The sequence below is a fragment of the Neorhodopirellula pilleata genome, assembly GCF_007859915.1.
Taxonomy (GTDB): Bacteria; Planctomycetota; Planctomycetia; order Pirellulales; family Pirellulaceae; genus Rhodopirellula; species Rhodopirellula pilleata.
Window position 1 is genome coordinate 43,464 of the sequence record NZ_SJPM01000003.1, and the last position, 15,738, is coordinate 59,201.

The following is a 15,738-nucleotide window of genomic DNA, read 5'->3' on the forward strand; positions in this document are numbered from 1 at the left end:
GGCTAGTGTCAATCGAGTTACGGCTAAACCGGATCGGGAATGATCTTTCCGGTTCGGTGATCGACACGGTGCAGGCGAGTGATTTCTGCCGTGGCAACATCGCCGGATTTCAACGAGACCAACCAGTAAGGATCATCCGGTACGTTCGCGGAAACCATCGCTCGGAGGATTTCAAGATCATGCACGCCGTTCTCGCTGTACAACTTGGCGTAGAAATCCTTTTCCCGGCGGATTCGCTCCCTGTCGAAGAACACTGCCGAACACTTCGTGCCCGGTGCGACATTGCCGAAGTGTTCAATCACAATCATGATTGCGGTCTTTTGATCCAGTTCTCGTCTTCTCATCCAGTACGTCATCTTCCTGCCGTTAGCGCGGCAAACGAACGTCGGCTAGCCTTCGCAGTTCATTTTACGTCAATGCACGATCAAAAACCGCAACACCCTCGTTCCAACCCGAGAACAGCCGGCTCAGCGCATCGACGCGAACCTAAAACAGAATACTTTCGGTGTAGACGCGGTCGACCGATTCGGATGAAAACTCGTCTCGACGTGGTGGCTGCCCAAACGAGTTGACCACCGATGTCGGCTGGATCATCAAAGCAGCGGTTGCTTCCTCGAGAGGCTCCGAGTTTGCCGTTTGGTTTGAAGTCTGCGAATCGTCAATGGACGGAGAAACGAATGACTCCGATGTCGACAATGAAGTCATCTCGGAGCTGGACGAGACGACAGATGTCGAGAGTACAGAAAGCGAAGCAACCGCTGATTCATTAGCATCAACATGGATACGGTCTAGCGTCTCGATCCAACCTTGCGAGCCGACCGGTCGAACCAACGTTGTCAGTAGTCGACCGTAAACGTACTCGGGGCGAAGACCGAGTTCTCGAAAGTTCTGGTCGCCTAAGCTTGCCTCTGTGGAAACCGTTACGGTAACGGTGTTGGTGCCGCCATCGAGATACGCGGCAGGTTGTTGCTCTGTGAGTGTGTAGGTACCCGTTGCCAGGTCGACAAACTCGAAGCTTCCATCTGCTTCAGTCACGGTCTGACGCTGGGCACCGGAGGCCTGATCGACGAGCGTGATCATCACACCTGAAATTCCTTCCTGCGAATCCGGAAGGGAATTCGTATTCGTGTCTGCGTAAACGAATCCGCCTATGCGGTTGGTTCCGCTGGCGGTCGATACGGTGATTAACCCATCTGTCGGGTCGAGGCCCACAATCGGCGCGGGCGCAGTGGCAATCTGCCCCTCGTTCAGGACGACCTCCGTCAAATCAATCGCGGCAGTCGTACCGACATCCACACCGGCTCGGATCGTGAAATTCAGTTCGACCAAACTGCCAGAACCACTGCCCAACGGGTTCGATGCCGCTACGAAAATGATGGCGGTTCCCGAAGCGTCATCCACGTTGGCGGTCACCTGGGTATCAGACGAACCGCTCCAAATCGAACCGGCAATGACACCCGCAGAAGTCAAATCCAATCGGCTGGTGTCATAAGAGAGTCGAATCTCGACCCCCCGAACCCCGGCGGCGGTGTCAATGTTGATCGGCGCCACAACGACTTGCGCCGGCGACCCTGACAGATTATCGGGGATATCTACCGCAGCGAGTAAACGGCGGCCCTCAAGGTTCTCGAGGACAAGTCGGCGGTTAGAAAATCGCATGGAGTGATGATTTCGAGGCGAGGTATGACATTCTTACAATCCAATCTATCGGCACTTAGAAACCGATCGCTCTAGTTTGGTTCCCTTCCGATCCCTTACCCGATCGGCCAAAATCTCTATACCCCTGTTCATATTTCGTGGAAATTTGCCGAAAATAGGCAGTTCGGATGAACTGTTTTCTGAAACAAGCATCTGATCAATGTCCCGCGCGAAGAACCCATTGAGAGTCCATTTGAGAACTAGTCGGCCCGACAAGAAATAGAATCAATTCCCTCGCAATAGGGGCGGATTGCTCACAAACCGCACAATGGGTGCGTTTGTCCGTGATTGCGAGTCTTGAATATGACTTCGTTTCTTTTTGCTTGGTACTTGCGCGGACTCCGATTTAGATGAGTGTTCGACGAACTGTGATCGTCGTGATGGTTGCCCCCTAGGTATTGCTACATGTTTCTGCGTCTTGTTGATCGATTTCGTAAACGTTCCCGCTTCCTGTCCACCGCTGTTCGGTCGCCCAAACGAAAAGACCGAAAACTTCGATTGGAATCCCTCGAGGGCAGGCGTGTTTTGGCAACAGTAACCGGATTTGAGCCAACGCCAAGTGGATTCCGAGTCGAACTGAGCGAACAAATCGCTTCGGATAACTTGAACCTCTATGACGTGCAGTCAGGAGCATTCGGCCCAGCGGACGTCACGCTCTCCGGTGCAGCTGGCGGTACCGTAAAGGGATCCTTGGTAGTCAACGGAAATGAACTGACGTTTTTGGCAACCGGCGGGGTGCTGCCCGCAGACACCTACACGGTGACCTTGCGAAGTGCCAATAATGCGATCGTTGACGCAGCCGATGGCGGACTTCTCGACGGCGAATTTAGTGGTAATTTCCCATCGGGAAACGGGACGCCCGGCGGTAATTTCGTGACAACGTTCTCGGTCGCGGCAGGCAATCAGTTGGTCATCGGCTTGCCGGACTTCGCTCGCGGTCCCACCCAACCGATTCAAGCTCCGGTCTCTGGCAGTGGAACGACGCTTCCGGAAGGTTTGCCGATCCAACTGAGTAATGCCCAAGGGGTGACCTCGGTGACGATGGTGCTGAACTATGATCCCGCACTGATGAACTTGACTGCGGTAGAGCTAGGTAGTGACGCGCCCCAAGGTAGTCAGGTGCAAGCAAATCTCAGCACGCCCGGCGTCGTGACGATTAGCTTCTTTAGTCTCCAGCCCATGGCAGCGGGTGCTGCCGACATCATCAATCTTGTCGCAACCGTCCCCGAAGACGCACCCTACGGTCAGTCGCAAGTGCTCCGTCTAAGCTCGCTCGACGTCAATGGAGGTGCGCTGACCGCCAGAGCGGACGACGCACTTCATTTGGTTGCCTTCCCAGGGGATGCCAACGCGAACCGTCGATACGATGCCGAGGATGCTCGTTTAATAGCGAGAGTCGGTGCGGGACTCGACTCCGGACTTGTCCTTCGCGAACCGACCGCGGCCGCCTCATCGACGAACACCCGTCTGTATCCAACCATCGATCCTATGGTATTGGCGGACGTCACCGGCGTTGACGGAATCAGTCCGCTCGACGCGAGCGATATCCTGCGAAACGTCGTCGGACTCTCCACACCGAATCTCCCTGCTTTGCCGGACGCACAAGCCCCCACGGGCTTGACGCTTTCGAACAACTCGATTGCTGAAAATCAGCCCTCCGGGACGACCATTGGTACGTTCACGACAAATGATCCCGATGCCGGAGATACGTTCACCTACTCATTGGTCAACGGTGAAGGGTCGACGGACAACGCTTCATTCACAATCAGTGGAAATACACTTCGGACCGCTTCCGTATTCGACTTCGATACCAAATCCAGCTATCGCATTCGCGTCCAAACGACCGACTCGACCGGTCGAACGCTCCAAAGAAGCTTTACAATCTCAGTTACCGAGCTGAACACGGCCCCCACCGCGATCTCATTTTCGAATTCCTCGGTTGCCGAGAATGCCACAGTCGGAACCACCGTGGGAACGCTCACGTCAACAGACGCCAACGCGGGCGATACGTTCACCTACTCGTTGGTCTCCGGAACCGGTTCGACCGACAATGCGTCGTTCACGATCAGTGGCAATCAATTGCGAACCGCCACGACGTTGGATTTTGAAACCCAGCCGAGTTACTCCGTCCGAGTCCGCACCACCGATGCCGGTGGACTGACGTTCGAACGAACCTTCACGATCACCGTGACCAATGTCAACGAGTCACCTTCGGCGATCGCGCTGAGCAGCACGACGCTCGAAAACAACGCGGCCTCGGGTACCGCCGTCGGCACGCTGACCACCACCGACGCCGATGCAGGTGACACGTTCACTTACACCTTGGTCGATGGTCAGGGTTCAACCGACAATACGTCCTTCGCCATTGACGGCGGTACGCTGGAAGCCGCCACCACGATTAACTTCGCTAGCCAGTCGTCGTACTCGGTCCGCGTCCGCAGCACCGATGCCGCCGGTTTGTTCACCGAACAGACCTTCACGATCACGCAGAGTACCACGAACACGGCCCCGACCGACCTCAGTCTATCAAGCACTTCGATCGCCGAGAACGCCGCCGTCGGCACCACCGTGGGAACGTTGACATCGACCGACGCCAACGCGGGCGACACGTTCACCTACTCGTTGGTCTCCGGAACCGGTTCGACCGACAACGCGTCGTTCACGATCAGTGGCGATCAACTGCGAACCGCCACGACGTTGGATTTTGAAACCAAGTCGAGTTACTCCGTCCGAGTACGCACCACCGATGCGGGCAACTTGACGTTCGAACGAACCTTCACGATCACCGTGACCAATGTTAACGAAGCGCCATCGGCGATCGCCTTGAGCAGCACGACGCTCGACAACAACGCGGCTTCGGGTACCGCCGTCGGCACGCTGACCACCACCGACGCCGATGCAGGTGACACGTTCACTTACACCTTGGTCGATGGTCAGGGTTCAACCGACAATACGTCCTTCGCCATTGACGGCGGTACGCTTGAAGCCGCCACCACGATTAACTTCGCTAGCCAGTCGTCGTACTCGGTCCGTGTCCGCAGCACCGACGCCGCCGGGTTGTCCACCGAGCAGACCTTCACGATTACGCCAAGCAACCCCGCCCCGACCGACCTCAGTCTTTCAAGCACTTCCATCGCCGAGAACGCAGCCGTCGGCACCACCGTGGGAACGCTTACGTCAACTGACGCCAACGCGGGCGACACGTTCACCTACTCGTTGGTCTCCGGAACCGGTTCGACCGACAACGCGTCGTTCACGATCAGTGGCGATCAACTGCAAACCGCCACGACGTTGGATTTTGAAACCAAGCCGAGTTACTCCGTCCGAGTCCGCACCACCGACGCCGGTGGGCTGACGTTCGAAGAAACCTTCACGATCACCGTGACGAACGTCAACGAAGCGCCATCGGCGATCTCGCTGAGTAGCACGACGCTCGACAACAACGCGGCCTCGGGTACCGCCGTCGGCACGCTGACCACCACCGACGCCGATGCGGGAGACTCGTTCACTTACACCTTGGTCGATGGTCAGGGTTCAACCGACAACGGTTCTTTCACAATCAATGGAAGTGCGTTGGAAACCAACACCACGATCGACTTCGCTAGCCAGTCGTCGTACTCGGTCCGAGTCCGCAGCGCCGATGCCGCCGGGTTGTCCACCGAGCAGACCTTCACGATCACGCCAAGCAACCCCGCCCCGACCGACCTCAGTCTTTCAAGCACATCAATCGCCGAAGATGCCGCTGTCGGCACCACCGTGGGAACGTTGACATCGACCGACGCCAACGCGGGCGACACGTTTACCTACTCGTTGGTTTCCGGAACCGGTTCGACCGACAACGCGTCGTTCACGATCAGTGGCGATCAACTGCAAACCGCCACGACGTTGGATTTTGAAACAAAGCCGAGTTACTCCGTCCGAGTACGCACCACCGACGCCGGTGGGCTGACGTTCGAAGAAACCTTCACGATCACCGTGACGAACATCAACGAAGCGCCATCGGCGATCTCGCTGAGTAGCACGACGCTCGAAAACAACGCGGCCTCGGGTACCGCCGTCGGCACGCTGACCACCACCGACGCCGATGCGGGAGACTCGTTCACTTACACCTTGGTCGATGGTCAGGGTTCAACCGACAACGGTTCTTTCACAATCAATGGAAGTGCGTTGGAAACCAACACCACGATCGACTTCGCTAGCCAGTCGTCGTACTCGGTCCGTGTCCGCAGCACCGATGCCGCCGGTTTGTTCACCGAACAAACCTTCATGATCACGCCAAGCAACCCCGCCCCGACCGACCTCAGTCTTTCAAGCACTTCCATAGCCGAAGATGCCGCCGTCGGCACCACCGTGGGAACGTTGACATCGACCGACGCCAACGCGGGCGATATGTTCACCTACTCGTTGATTTCCGGAACCGGCTCGACCGACAACGCGTCGTTCACGATCAGTGGCGATCAACTGCAAACCGCCACGACGTTGGATTTTGAAACCCAGCCGAGTTACTCGATCCGAATCCGCACTACCGATGCAGGCGACTTGACCTTCGAGCAGACATTCACGATCACCGTGACCAACGTAAACGAGGCGCCGTCGGCGATCGCAGTCGCTCCGGCGAACATTGCTTCGGGTGAGTCGGCCGGCACCGTTGTTGGCAACCTAAGTAGTGTTGATCCCGATGCAAGTGACACATTTAGCTATGCATTCGCCACAGGCGACGGTTCGACCGATAATTCAGCATTCTCGATCAATAACAATCAATTGGTGTCCAATGAGGTATTCGATTCCGCGATCAAGGATTTGTATTCGGTGCGAGTTCAAGTGACTGATGCGGGAGGCTTGACGCACCAAGAAATCTTGAACATTTCTATCAATGCGGCGAACGTGGCACCGACCGATATTTCGCTTAGCAGCACATCAATCGCGAACAACGCGCCAAGCGGAACCGTCGTCGGGCAGTTTTCGACGACCGATGCCGACGGTACGGGAGAACATACCTATCAACTGGTCGAGGGAACGGGCTCGGACAACAACACCATGTTCGTGATTGTCGGCGACGAACTTCGGACAGCCTTCGACATGACTTCGGAATCGACGTTGAGGATCCGCGTGTTAAGCCAAGATCGTTACGGTGAGTCGGTAGAACGTGAATTTGTCATCGCGGTTAACAACAGTATTATTTGATCGGGCCTGTCACATCAAAAGTGCATTTGCAAACCGGCATTCAATCCGTGCAGGAACAGCCCGCTCGTTTCGAACTGGGCTCGGGGGCGAGCGGATCCGGTAATCGGTTCAGGAGGAATTTGAGAAAGACCGCGATCGATCTGGTCTCCGGATCTAGCGACTCCGCTCCAGTACAGCAGATTGTATCCGACTAACACTCGAACGCGTGGGTTCAAATGTCCCGTCAGATTGATACCGAATTCCGGCATCACGGCGAACTGCGAGTCCGAACGGGTTCCAATATTCGTTGCTTGCGCTAGCAGCCCTTCCGCGATCGTGGCCGATCCACCGCCGGGCACCGTCGTCACCGTTTGGCCATCGATCGTCACTTCAGTACGATTCCCGCCGAGACTGATTTTGGCTTGGGTCGAAATGGTCCAGTGATAGGTTCGGCGTCGATGTTCGACGCCCATCACCGCGCCGTGAAACTGGCTGTCGGTTTCGAACAGATCGAAAAGCGATCGGTTGGTTCCCGCAATGATCGGACCTTGCGGCACCACGAATGTCGATGATTGATCGATTCGCAATCGATCATCGAACTGTCCGTAGCGGTATCCGATCAGCCAGTCGGTTCTTGAAAAAGAGGTGCTCGAGAGGCATTGACGTCTTAACAATTCCGCGATCTGAAACTGATTCTCGAGGGTGACATTCACCGAGCCGGTCAAGACACCATCGACGGCAACCAGGAACGCTGCCTCGGTTCCACTTTCGAGATCAAGAAAGGGCCGCGCCAGGTTTGGTTGCGAATCGCTCGATGCTCGAAATGACTCGCTTTGATTTTCAAAGCCCGCATAGGAGGCTTGCCAACCTGCCGATTGATTGGGATCAAACCACGAGCCGATCGTCAAACGTCCACCCGAGTGCGGGTCGAGATCGAACGCGTCGCCGCCAAAGAGAGTCGTTGAGTTTCCTCCCAACACCCCGATATCAGAATCCGCCACGCCCAACGGGCTGCTCGTCACCAGGGCAGGCAAATCCGTTCCGTCCATGCCCCACAATAGATACTCGGCGCTTATCCAAAGATGGCTACGAGGATAAGGACGTACACACGATTGATCGCAAAATGCGGGCGAGAATGTCTCGTCGGTGTATTCACTCAGTGGCGGTAACTCGAATTCGGGAGCGGCTTCAAGAAGGCTCGTGCCGATATCGCCGTCATAGACGACCGGATCGATCGTCAGCTCTTCCGAATCGGGTTCGTCTTGTTCCGAACCGACAGAATCCGACTTGCCGCCGGCCGTCGTTTTCGCGACAGGACGCCAAGTCATCACCTCAGGTGCGATCTGCTCAGCCGCGTTTCGGGGCGGGACGTGACCGGCCGGAGGCGATGCATTGCCAGGCGCCGCCAAAACGACCATCGAGAGCAGCGTCAAAGCCCGCTTCGGGGTAGATCGGCATGGCAACTGCCAGAGTGAAACGGATCGTGAACTCATGAATAGGGTTGCGACTCGAATGCGGCATTGCTCGGACCAAGAGTCTCGAAACCAAGCGGAAAAGAGACGTCGATGGACTCGTTATGGCAAATTCGCAATGAAAGCGACAAGGTCGAAACCCGGCTAACAACAACACTCAACGGGCCAACACCGCAGCGGGGGGAGCTATTCGTAAGTGAACTGTGCCGTCGCGACGCAATCCCGATCGCTCACCAATCGCACCCAGTGCGCACTGAAACCCGGAGGGAAAACGTATCTGACTTCGTCGCCTTTACCAACCGCGATCGTCTCGACCGCGTGCCAGCCGGTTTGGTGATCGACGTCGACTTCAATGGTGAATTCGACGTCTCGGTCAGCGGACGCCGTCAACGTCTTATGGTCGTACCCGGTCATGAGATATCGATCCGATGGCCGGTTTGCCTGGACCTTCGACTCATACCACGGACCGCCGCGGCCGACCGGTTTACCGAGTTTCCACAAATCATCCACACCGCCGAACCACAGTCCGGCACCTAGATCGCGATCGATGAAGACATGATCATCAGGTCGGGCATCGCCGCGAACTCCGCTCAATACCAACAAACCGTTCCACGAACAAAAGTCTGTGATCTGTTTTGAGTGACTCGAGACCGGCCGCATTTGAAGCCATACCGGCGGTCGACCGTTGAGTTCCAAGGGCACCTCGTAGAACGTTCCGTGAATATTGGCGAGATGACGTTCGGATTCGACTTCGCGACTCGCCCGAGGCCATCCTGAATCGAAAGGATGATCAAATGACTCGGAACCTTTGGGAAGACGCAACACCTCACCGCGAGATTTCAATACAACCGAAGCCGCGTCGATGGTGAACTCGGGCTCCACCGCTAGTAGTTGATCCAGCTCCGTATCCGATTCGGCCGCCATCCATTCGAAATCAGACTTGGTGAACTCAAAATGCTTGCCGTTCTCGCCGACGACGCGCAAGTTCCGATTGCGTTTAGCGGGATAAACCCAGGCCGCCAGTCCGTTAGTAGAGCCCTGCTCATCGGTCGCGTCCACATCAGCTAAACCGGCAAACAGCTCTCGCCCCGACTCGGGATCGGCGAAACGAGTGGTCGTCTGATGAATCGAAGCGGTGGCGATGCAGTCACGATTGGCGGAAAGCCGCAACCACGTCGCATCCAGATCCTCCGGCAAGTGATATCCAACGTAGCCGCCGTCCGCGACTTCGACTCGGTCGAGTTCCGTCCACTCGTTCTTGCCATCGACGTCGATCTCAAGCGTGAATTGAACCGGGGCGTGCACCGGAGCATCTGGGGCCCGCGGATTGAGATTGGAGACGGTGACCGATGGAGGCGTTGTGATCGTCAGCGACTGATCACGTGATTGAACGAACGCGGCATGAGGCATGCCGAACGCCCCCGCTTTATGTTCATCGTGGTTGGCGGGAATCGAAATCCGGCCGGCGGGAAAGTCGCATTGATAAATCCTGTCGGAGGTTCCACCGTCCCATGAGAGCGATAATTCAGTGAGCGACCACGGCGACGCGAGTGACTTTTCGCCACGGCCATCGACCGCTAAATAAACGGTAACGGGGCGATCAACGGTGAACTCGAATCCGTCAGCCGGAATCCGCCAATTGCCTCGTTCGATCGTTACGCGGGGCAGACCCGCGAGCTGGTCGGACATGCTTAGAATCGCTTGCGAACCGGTGGCGCGATAAGCTTCGTTGTTTTTGCTAATCGTTGACCCCACGCTGAGGTGAACGATCCGCTGATCAAAACCGGCAATCAAAAACGGATCGGATGGGACATTCGCCTGCACCGGATCACCGATCCAAGGACCGCCATAACCGCTCGCCGGGCCCCAAGAACGAAGATCCTCGTACTGACCAAACCACAGATTTGATTGGGGTTGTCCGGCCAATCGGTTACCTTGGATGCTCGTTTCATCGGAGGCGAGCACCAATGTGTCACGCCAAGCACAAAAATCGGGCACATAACGCAGATGGCTGGCGACAGGCTTCAAACCCGCCGAATCACTCGCCGAAAAGGTCGGGGGGAAATCAAAAAACATGCCGTGCATATCCATCAGCCATCGTCCGTCGGTGATCTCTCGAATGCGTGGCCATTCGGTGTACCAACCATGAAAGGCGTCATTGCACATCGCCGCCTTGGGCAATAGATAGGTGTGCCATTTCCCGTTGTCGAGAACCTTCAGTCGAACGCTCCGCCGATCCCAACCCATCGTCCAAATGGGGTCTTGGCCGTCGCTGCCTCCGGCAATGCCGCGCGGCCCGGTCACTTCGGTGTATTGGCGACGCTCAATAATCGTCCAATTTTTACCATCGTATTCCGCCAGCACGCCTCTTTCCTCCGGCGTCTTGGCCGGTCCGCCGACGATCAAATCGTCATAAGTCCCGGCGTGCATTTCGCCGTTGTTGGAAACAACCAATCGTCCCTGGGACGTGTAACCACCTTTGCCGTGCCATCCGGGAACCGGCTTGCGGAAAAGTCGTTTGACGTCGAGCGTGTGAACGTTGGCTTCCCAGATGCTTCCTTCCATGTCGACGTAGTAGACCATGTTGGCAGGATCACTCAGGTGTCGAGCAATGGCCGTCACTCGAATCGGCATCTTCTCGATGGGAATCACACGCACCTTGCCGGCTTCGTCGATCAAGTAGTGAGCGATCAACAGCTGCTTGGATTCAGCATGAATCATCCGTCCCGCAGGCGTTCCACCGACGCTTTCAGGATGCACCGTCAAACTCAATTCGCCCTCGCCGGGATCACCGGAGACGGAGAAAATTTTGTGTTCGCTGCCGCGCGGTTGATGCGGGGCATAATTAACCATCCAGAGCTTGTCGGCCCACGGAACGATCGCACCGATGCCACACTCCTCGTGACCACCCTTATGATGACCTCCGTTTTGGCTGTAGATCCCGTACGTGGTCAGGTGCGGATAAACACCGCTGATTTTCAGATCCGTTCGCTCCCGGGAGCCGTCACCCGGTTGATCCCCAAACGCTATCGGTACGAAGACTCCCGCAACCAAAACGATCACCGCGAACCAACGCGATGATTGAATCCAAAAAGAGCTCGATGAAAACATCCGCAGCGATTGCGGACCAGCGACGTGGAAGTACATGAGTGAAGTAAAACAATGGTTCGTGAAGCGATCGACTAATATCGACGCCGGGAAAGCAACCGGTCCGCAAGTCTAATTTGACTTGAAGTCTAATTCAATTTTTCAGTCTGCAGGCTAGTGAGTTGATCCTTCGACGGACTGCGTTACGGCAAAATTGGTTCTATGAGAATCGTGTGCGAAACCGGCTGTCGAGCCGCTTCAATCGCTTGCACCAAAAGCATGCGTTCGGCTTCGGTCTCCCGCACGGTTTTCTCGATATCCGCCTGACCCTCTTTGCTGTGAAAACGCTTTTTGATCTGCTCGGTTTCATAAGCTTGCTTGGCCGCGACCGCTTGATCGACTCGCCCGAACGCTTCGCTGAATGGATTGACGTCGAACTTTTCGGCAAGGTTTACCCCGACGGCGAGTTCCTCTCGAGGAAAACGTTGACTGAAATCACCCCAATGAACCATCGCCATCGGTGCGTCGAGGCCGGTGACGCGTAACGTCCATCGGTTCAGCCTTTCGTTAAAGGGAACCATCGACATGCCCGAACGAATGTTGCCGTCGTCGTCGACCGGGCCGCTGGCACAGAACGGATATCGCGAACTCGTCAGCGTCCACTGGCGATCGGATTGACTCTCGAGTTGATGGCCGTCGCTGGCTGACAACTTATTTCGAGCCAAATCAATTTCAAATTTGGCAAGGTCTCCATCGAGACCCATCGCGATCAGAAACGCGTAGGCCATGATCGTGTGTCCCGACCATCCCGGGTGAATCCCGTCGCTACCGGCGACCTCATACGGATTCTCGGGCGTTGAGTATCGGGCGTCGCCTTCGACCTGGGCCATGTACATCGGCCAAAACACGTCGGCAAAACCCACCCGCTTCTCACCGGCAATCTCGATCGTCAGGTCACGCAACGCACACAAGTGTTGATTGTGTTCGTCGAGCGTTCCCGCTTTCGTTTTGGTCCATTTGGCGATCTTGCCCGCACACCCGGGCGAACCCAAGATCACGCGAGCGCCGGATTGTTGAAGCCGCTCGGCGATCGCGCCGTAATGACTGGCGAACCAAACACTATTATTGAAATCAAACGGACGATACTTCGCGTCGTTCATGCCATAACACAACGTCGCGATCGTCGGATCGAAACGCAAGCAGTCTTGGTCCATCCGTTTCAAAAAACGCTCCGCCGTCTCGCCGCTCCATCCGAGTTGACGGGTTTGAATTTCCAACTGCGGCAAGCAAACCGTCAGATAAGTCTCGATGATCCGCGAGTACATTTTCTGTTCGGTAATCGAGTCTCCGATGATGGCAAGCCGATCGCCTTTGCGTAGCAGTGACTGTTCCGGCATCGGTGGGCATTTTCGGGGATTGAGTTTTTCAAACGCGACCCCGTCCGGCTTGCTCTCATATAAAAACGGACCAAACGTCGGAATGGGCGCCAGATCCGATGCCGTTGAGACCGGATCGATGCCGACCGACTGCCCCGTGACGGTCCCTCCGGTCACAACGACAGCGAGCCACATCAAACCACAACAACCGAATCGACGAATCATAGCAACCTCGTGGGGAATCAAAGGAACAACGCGAAAGCAACAGTGTAGTTCAAGATCGGGTTCACCGATCGGACAGGCAAACGTATAAACCGGCGGCAATCAGGTCCGCTGTCGTGCCTGGATTGAACCGATGCCCCGGATCTCGAAGCTGACGATCGAGTTCGGCGATCGAATCAGGCCCGTAGTTGTCCAGACACCGTCGGGCCAAACCCTGGATTCGCCGTGATTGATCATCGCCGCACTTCCGCGCGATCAGGCTATCACCCGCCGCAGCGATCAAGCGGACATGGGCCAAGACGATCCCGTCGAGCCGATCACCCGTCTCGTCGATACTGCGCCGCAGCGTCGGAACGACGTTTTCGAACAGGTCTTCAAATCCCGTCGCGTATTGCAAGGCGATGCGGTCGCGAGATGCCGATCGTCGCATCGCATCCATCAAATCGTACGGCGCGGGCGTGGAATCGGTCGCCTCAACATTCAACAAATTCAACGGATCATCGTCATCCACTTCCGACGTGTCCATTCCACCGGCGCTTGCTTCGACGATCGCGGCGGCAACATATCCGCCATGTTCGGGCGTCAACCTCGCGAGAGCCTCGGCGACACCATGCCGCCACGGTCCGTCGCCGGCACACTCGGTGTCCGGCTGACCGAGCAACAACGGACCGAGCAACAGCACAATTCCCAAATTGACATTGGTCCCGGTGGCATGCCGCGTCGATCGAATCGCTTTCAGGATCGACGGCCCGAATTGATCGAGCGATCGAAGACCACCCATCGCCTCGGCTGTACAATCGGCGGCCTTTACGAAATCATCAAACGCCAAATCATCAAAACTCGCGCCCGGATGAACGTTGCCCACCTTGGCCGCGGTGGCCTCGAGAACACACGCGATGCGGATCGATTCCGCTCGCGAACGAAACGGTTCACCCGCCGCTAACACGTCGCCGGCGCTTGCAAAAAGCTGGCGATCGTAGCGAGCGTTTCTTCCGGTGAATCCTCCATCACATAGTGACCGGTCGTTGCCAACTCCTGCACCCGAGCGTTCGGCCAGATCTGTTCGAAACGCCACAAACATTCCGGGCGAAAGCACCAATCCTTCATCCCCCAGATCAATTGAATCGGAAGGTGATCGAAGTCTTTGAGGTTCAGTTCCAATTCCGATAGCGTGTCATACGTCGGGTGACTCGGTTTCAACGGGATGTCGCGCACGAAACGATCGATCGCGACGCGGTTGGCCCAACAATCATAAGGTGCCAAAAGACCTCGAGCAGCCTGTTCGGAAAGCTTGGTACGTGACATCGCCATCGTGATCGCCGCTTTGGCAAAAAGGTTCAAACCTCGAACCGCGGGCGTGCCCACGATCGGCCAACGGCAAGCAGCGATCCGCCGAGGCATGTACGGCGGTGGGAAAGCGGCAGTATTGAGCAATACGATTCCCGAAAGTCTGTCTCGTCGCCGATGCACCGCCGACAATCCGATCGCGCCACCCCAATCATGAGCCAACAGGACGATGTTCTTCAAATCGAGCCGGTCGATGACTTCGATCAAATTATCGCGATGCGCCGCCATCGTGTACGCGAAATGATCTTGGTCGGGTTTGTCGCTGCGACCGCACCCCAAATGATCGACCGCGACGACGCGATGATCGGCGGAAAATCGCTCGATCACCCGACGATAATAAAAACTCCATGTCGGATTCCCGTGGACACACAGAATCGTTCGAGTGGAATCCACCGCCGGATTCTGTCCCGGATTCTGTGCTGGGGTTTGCGTCGGTCCCTCGTCAAGATAGCGAAGGCGATGTGAACCGATGGTGATCGTCTTGCTGCGATACGGCATCGCGTCGGCCCCGATCGATTCAAAACCGTTTTGATCGTCTGGGGCGGGTCGCGTCGGCACGTCACTCGGCAGGGTGGGAACGTTCAATGTATTCGCGTGGATCGAGAAATGGAAACAAGAAACGGCTAGAATAATGGGCAACTGGTCGATCCTAGCCAAGAAACCATTTCGTGTCACTTACCTGGAACACAGGAAGCCCCCCATGTCGTTCACCCTTCCATCCATCAATACACTGTTTCGGTCTCGGCATCTTGTTTCGCTCGTCCTGATCGCATGGACGCTATCCGTTTTGCCATCGACGTCCGCCGACGAACCGACCGCGTCGGAAACCCCGAAAGTTGAAACGCCAAAAGTTGAAACCCCGAGCGACGATGGCAACACGGACGAATCTCGCCCCAAACGGATTGCCGAGTACTTGACCGGTGCCACATTCACCGGGCAGTTCACCGTTGCAGGAAAATCGGACACGAAACCGGAATCCTACACGATCAGTTCTTGTGAACCGCTCGGTCACGACGACCTGTATCGACTCAAGGTCAAGATTCGCTACGGGGACGTTGACGGTGAATTCCCGATGGATCTGAAGATTTTGTGGTCCGGCAACACCCCCGTCATCACAATGGATGCGATTTGGATCCCCGGACTGGGCACCTTTTCAGCCCGCGTGCTCATCCACCAAGACCGCTACGCCGGAACGTGGCAACACGACGACAAAGGTGGTCACCTGTTCGGAACGATCGAGAAAAACGCCCGTCCGAATGCCCGTCCGAATGATTGAAGGCGAGCGGCAAATGGCATTCACGTGGGCTGTTGATTTAGTCCGCATCGAAACCCGAAGCGTGAGCGAGGGATGAGTCAATATCAATTATCCCTCG

The 15,738-nt window shown here is 56.3% G+C and carries 9 protein-coding genes; 2 read left to right on the forward strand and 7 right to left on the reverse strand.

Annotated features, from left to right (window positions below):
• Positions 1-23: 23 nt before the first annotated feature.
• Both Pla100_RS09125 and Pla100_RS09130 read right to left on the reverse strand, forming a co-directional pair.
• Complete coding sequence (locus tag Pla100_RS09125) at positions 24-344, reverse strand: hypothetical protein (RefSeq protein WP_231602886.1); 321 nt, start codon at positions 342-344, stop codon at positions 24-26.
• A 142-nt stretch (positions 345-486) separates the two neighbouring features.
• Positions 487-1,659 (reverse strand): SdrD B-like domain-containing protein, encoded by a 1,173-nt coding sequence (locus Pla100_RS09130; protein ID WP_146577419.1) that lies wholly within the window; start codon positions 1,657-1,659, stop codon positions 487-489.
• A 537-nt stretch (positions 1,660-2,196) separates the two neighbouring features.
• On the opposite strand from Pla100_RS09130, the gene Pla100_RS31520 reads away from it, so the two are divergent.
• Positions 2,197-6,882 carry a beta strand repeat-containing protein gene (locus Pla100_RS31520; RefSeq protein WP_231602887.1) on the forward strand — a complete coding sequence of 1,562 codons (4,686 nt, stop codon included), beginning with the start codon at positions 2,197-2,199 and terminating at the stop codon, positions 6,880-6,882.
• 14 nt (positions 6,883-6,896) lie between these two features.
• Here the strand turns inward: Pla100_RS31520 and Pla100_RS09145 are convergent, their stop codons facing one another.
• The 5 genes from Pla100_RS09145 to Pla100_RS09165 form a co-directional block, all read right to left on the reverse strand.
• Positions 6,897-8,294 (reverse strand): BBP7 family outer membrane beta-barrel protein, encoded by a 1,398-nt coding sequence (locus tag Pla100_RS09145; protein WP_231602888.1) that lies wholly within the window; start codon positions 8,292-8,294, stop codon positions 6,897-6,899.
• 225 nt (positions 8,295-8,519) lie between these two features.
• Positions 8,520-11,444: a hypothetical protein gene (locus Pla100_RS09150; protein WP_231602889.1), complete on the reverse strand. Its 2,925-nt coding sequence runs from the start codon at positions 11,442-11,444 to the stop codon at positions 8,520-8,522.
• Between the two features lie 179 nt (positions 11,445-11,623).
• Entirely contained in the window at positions 11,624-13,021 is a 1,398-nt protein-coding gene (locus tag Pla100_RS09155; RefSeq protein ID WP_231602890.1) for an SGNH/GDSL hydrolase family protein, read from the reverse strand.
• Positions 13,022-13,082: 61 nt separating this feature from the next.
• Positions 13,083-13,964 (reverse strand): triphosphoribosyl-dephospho-CoA synthase, encoded by an 882-nt coding sequence (locus tag Pla100_RS09160; protein WP_146577421.1) that lies wholly within the window; start codon positions 13,962-13,964, stop codon positions 13,083-13,085.
• Positions 13,958-14,863 carry an alpha/beta fold hydrolase gene (locus tag Pla100_RS09165; RefSeq protein ID WP_146577698.1) on the reverse strand — a complete coding sequence of 302 codons (906 nt, stop codon included), beginning with the start codon at positions 14,861-14,863 and terminating at the stop codon, positions 13,958-13,960. The genes Pla100_RS09160 and Pla100_RS09165 overlap by 7 nt, the downstream gene beginning before the upstream one ends.
• Before the next feature lie 202 nt (positions 14,864-15,065).
• On the opposite strand from Pla100_RS09165, the gene Pla100_RS09170 reads away from it, so the two are divergent.
• Complete coding sequence (locus Pla100_RS09170) at positions 15,066-15,641, forward strand: hypothetical protein (RefSeq protein WP_146577422.1); 576 nt, start codon at positions 15,066-15,068, stop codon at positions 15,639-15,641.
• Positions 15,642-15,738: the final 97 nt, after the last annotated feature.

Bases quoted from the DNA above. Each gene is read 5' to 3' on its own strand.
- Pla100_RS09150 (WP_231602889.1), bottom strand. From the start codon at position 11,444: ATGTTTTCATCGAGCTCTTTTTGGATTCAATCATCGCGTTGGTTCGCG.
- Pla100_RS09170 (WP_146577422.1), top strand. From the start codon at position 15,066: ATGTCGTTCACCCTTCCATCCATCAATACACTGTTTCGGTCTCGGCAT.
- Pla100_RS09130 (WP_146577419.1), bottom strand. From the start codon at position 1,659: ATGCGATTTTCTAACCGCCGACTTGTCCTCGAGAACCTTGAGGGCCGC.
- Pla100_RS09165 (WP_146577698.1), bottom strand. From the start codon at position 14,863: ATGCCGTATCGCAGCAAGACGATCACCATCGGTTCACATCGCCTTCGC.
- Pla100_RS09155 (WP_231602890.1), bottom strand. From the start codon at position 13,021: ATGATTCGTCGATTCGGTTGTTGTGGTTTGATGTGGCTCGCTGTCGTT.
- Pla100_RS09125 (WP_231602886.1), bottom strand. From the start codon at position 344: ATGAGAAGACGAGAACTGGATCAAAAGACCGCAATCATGATTGTGATT.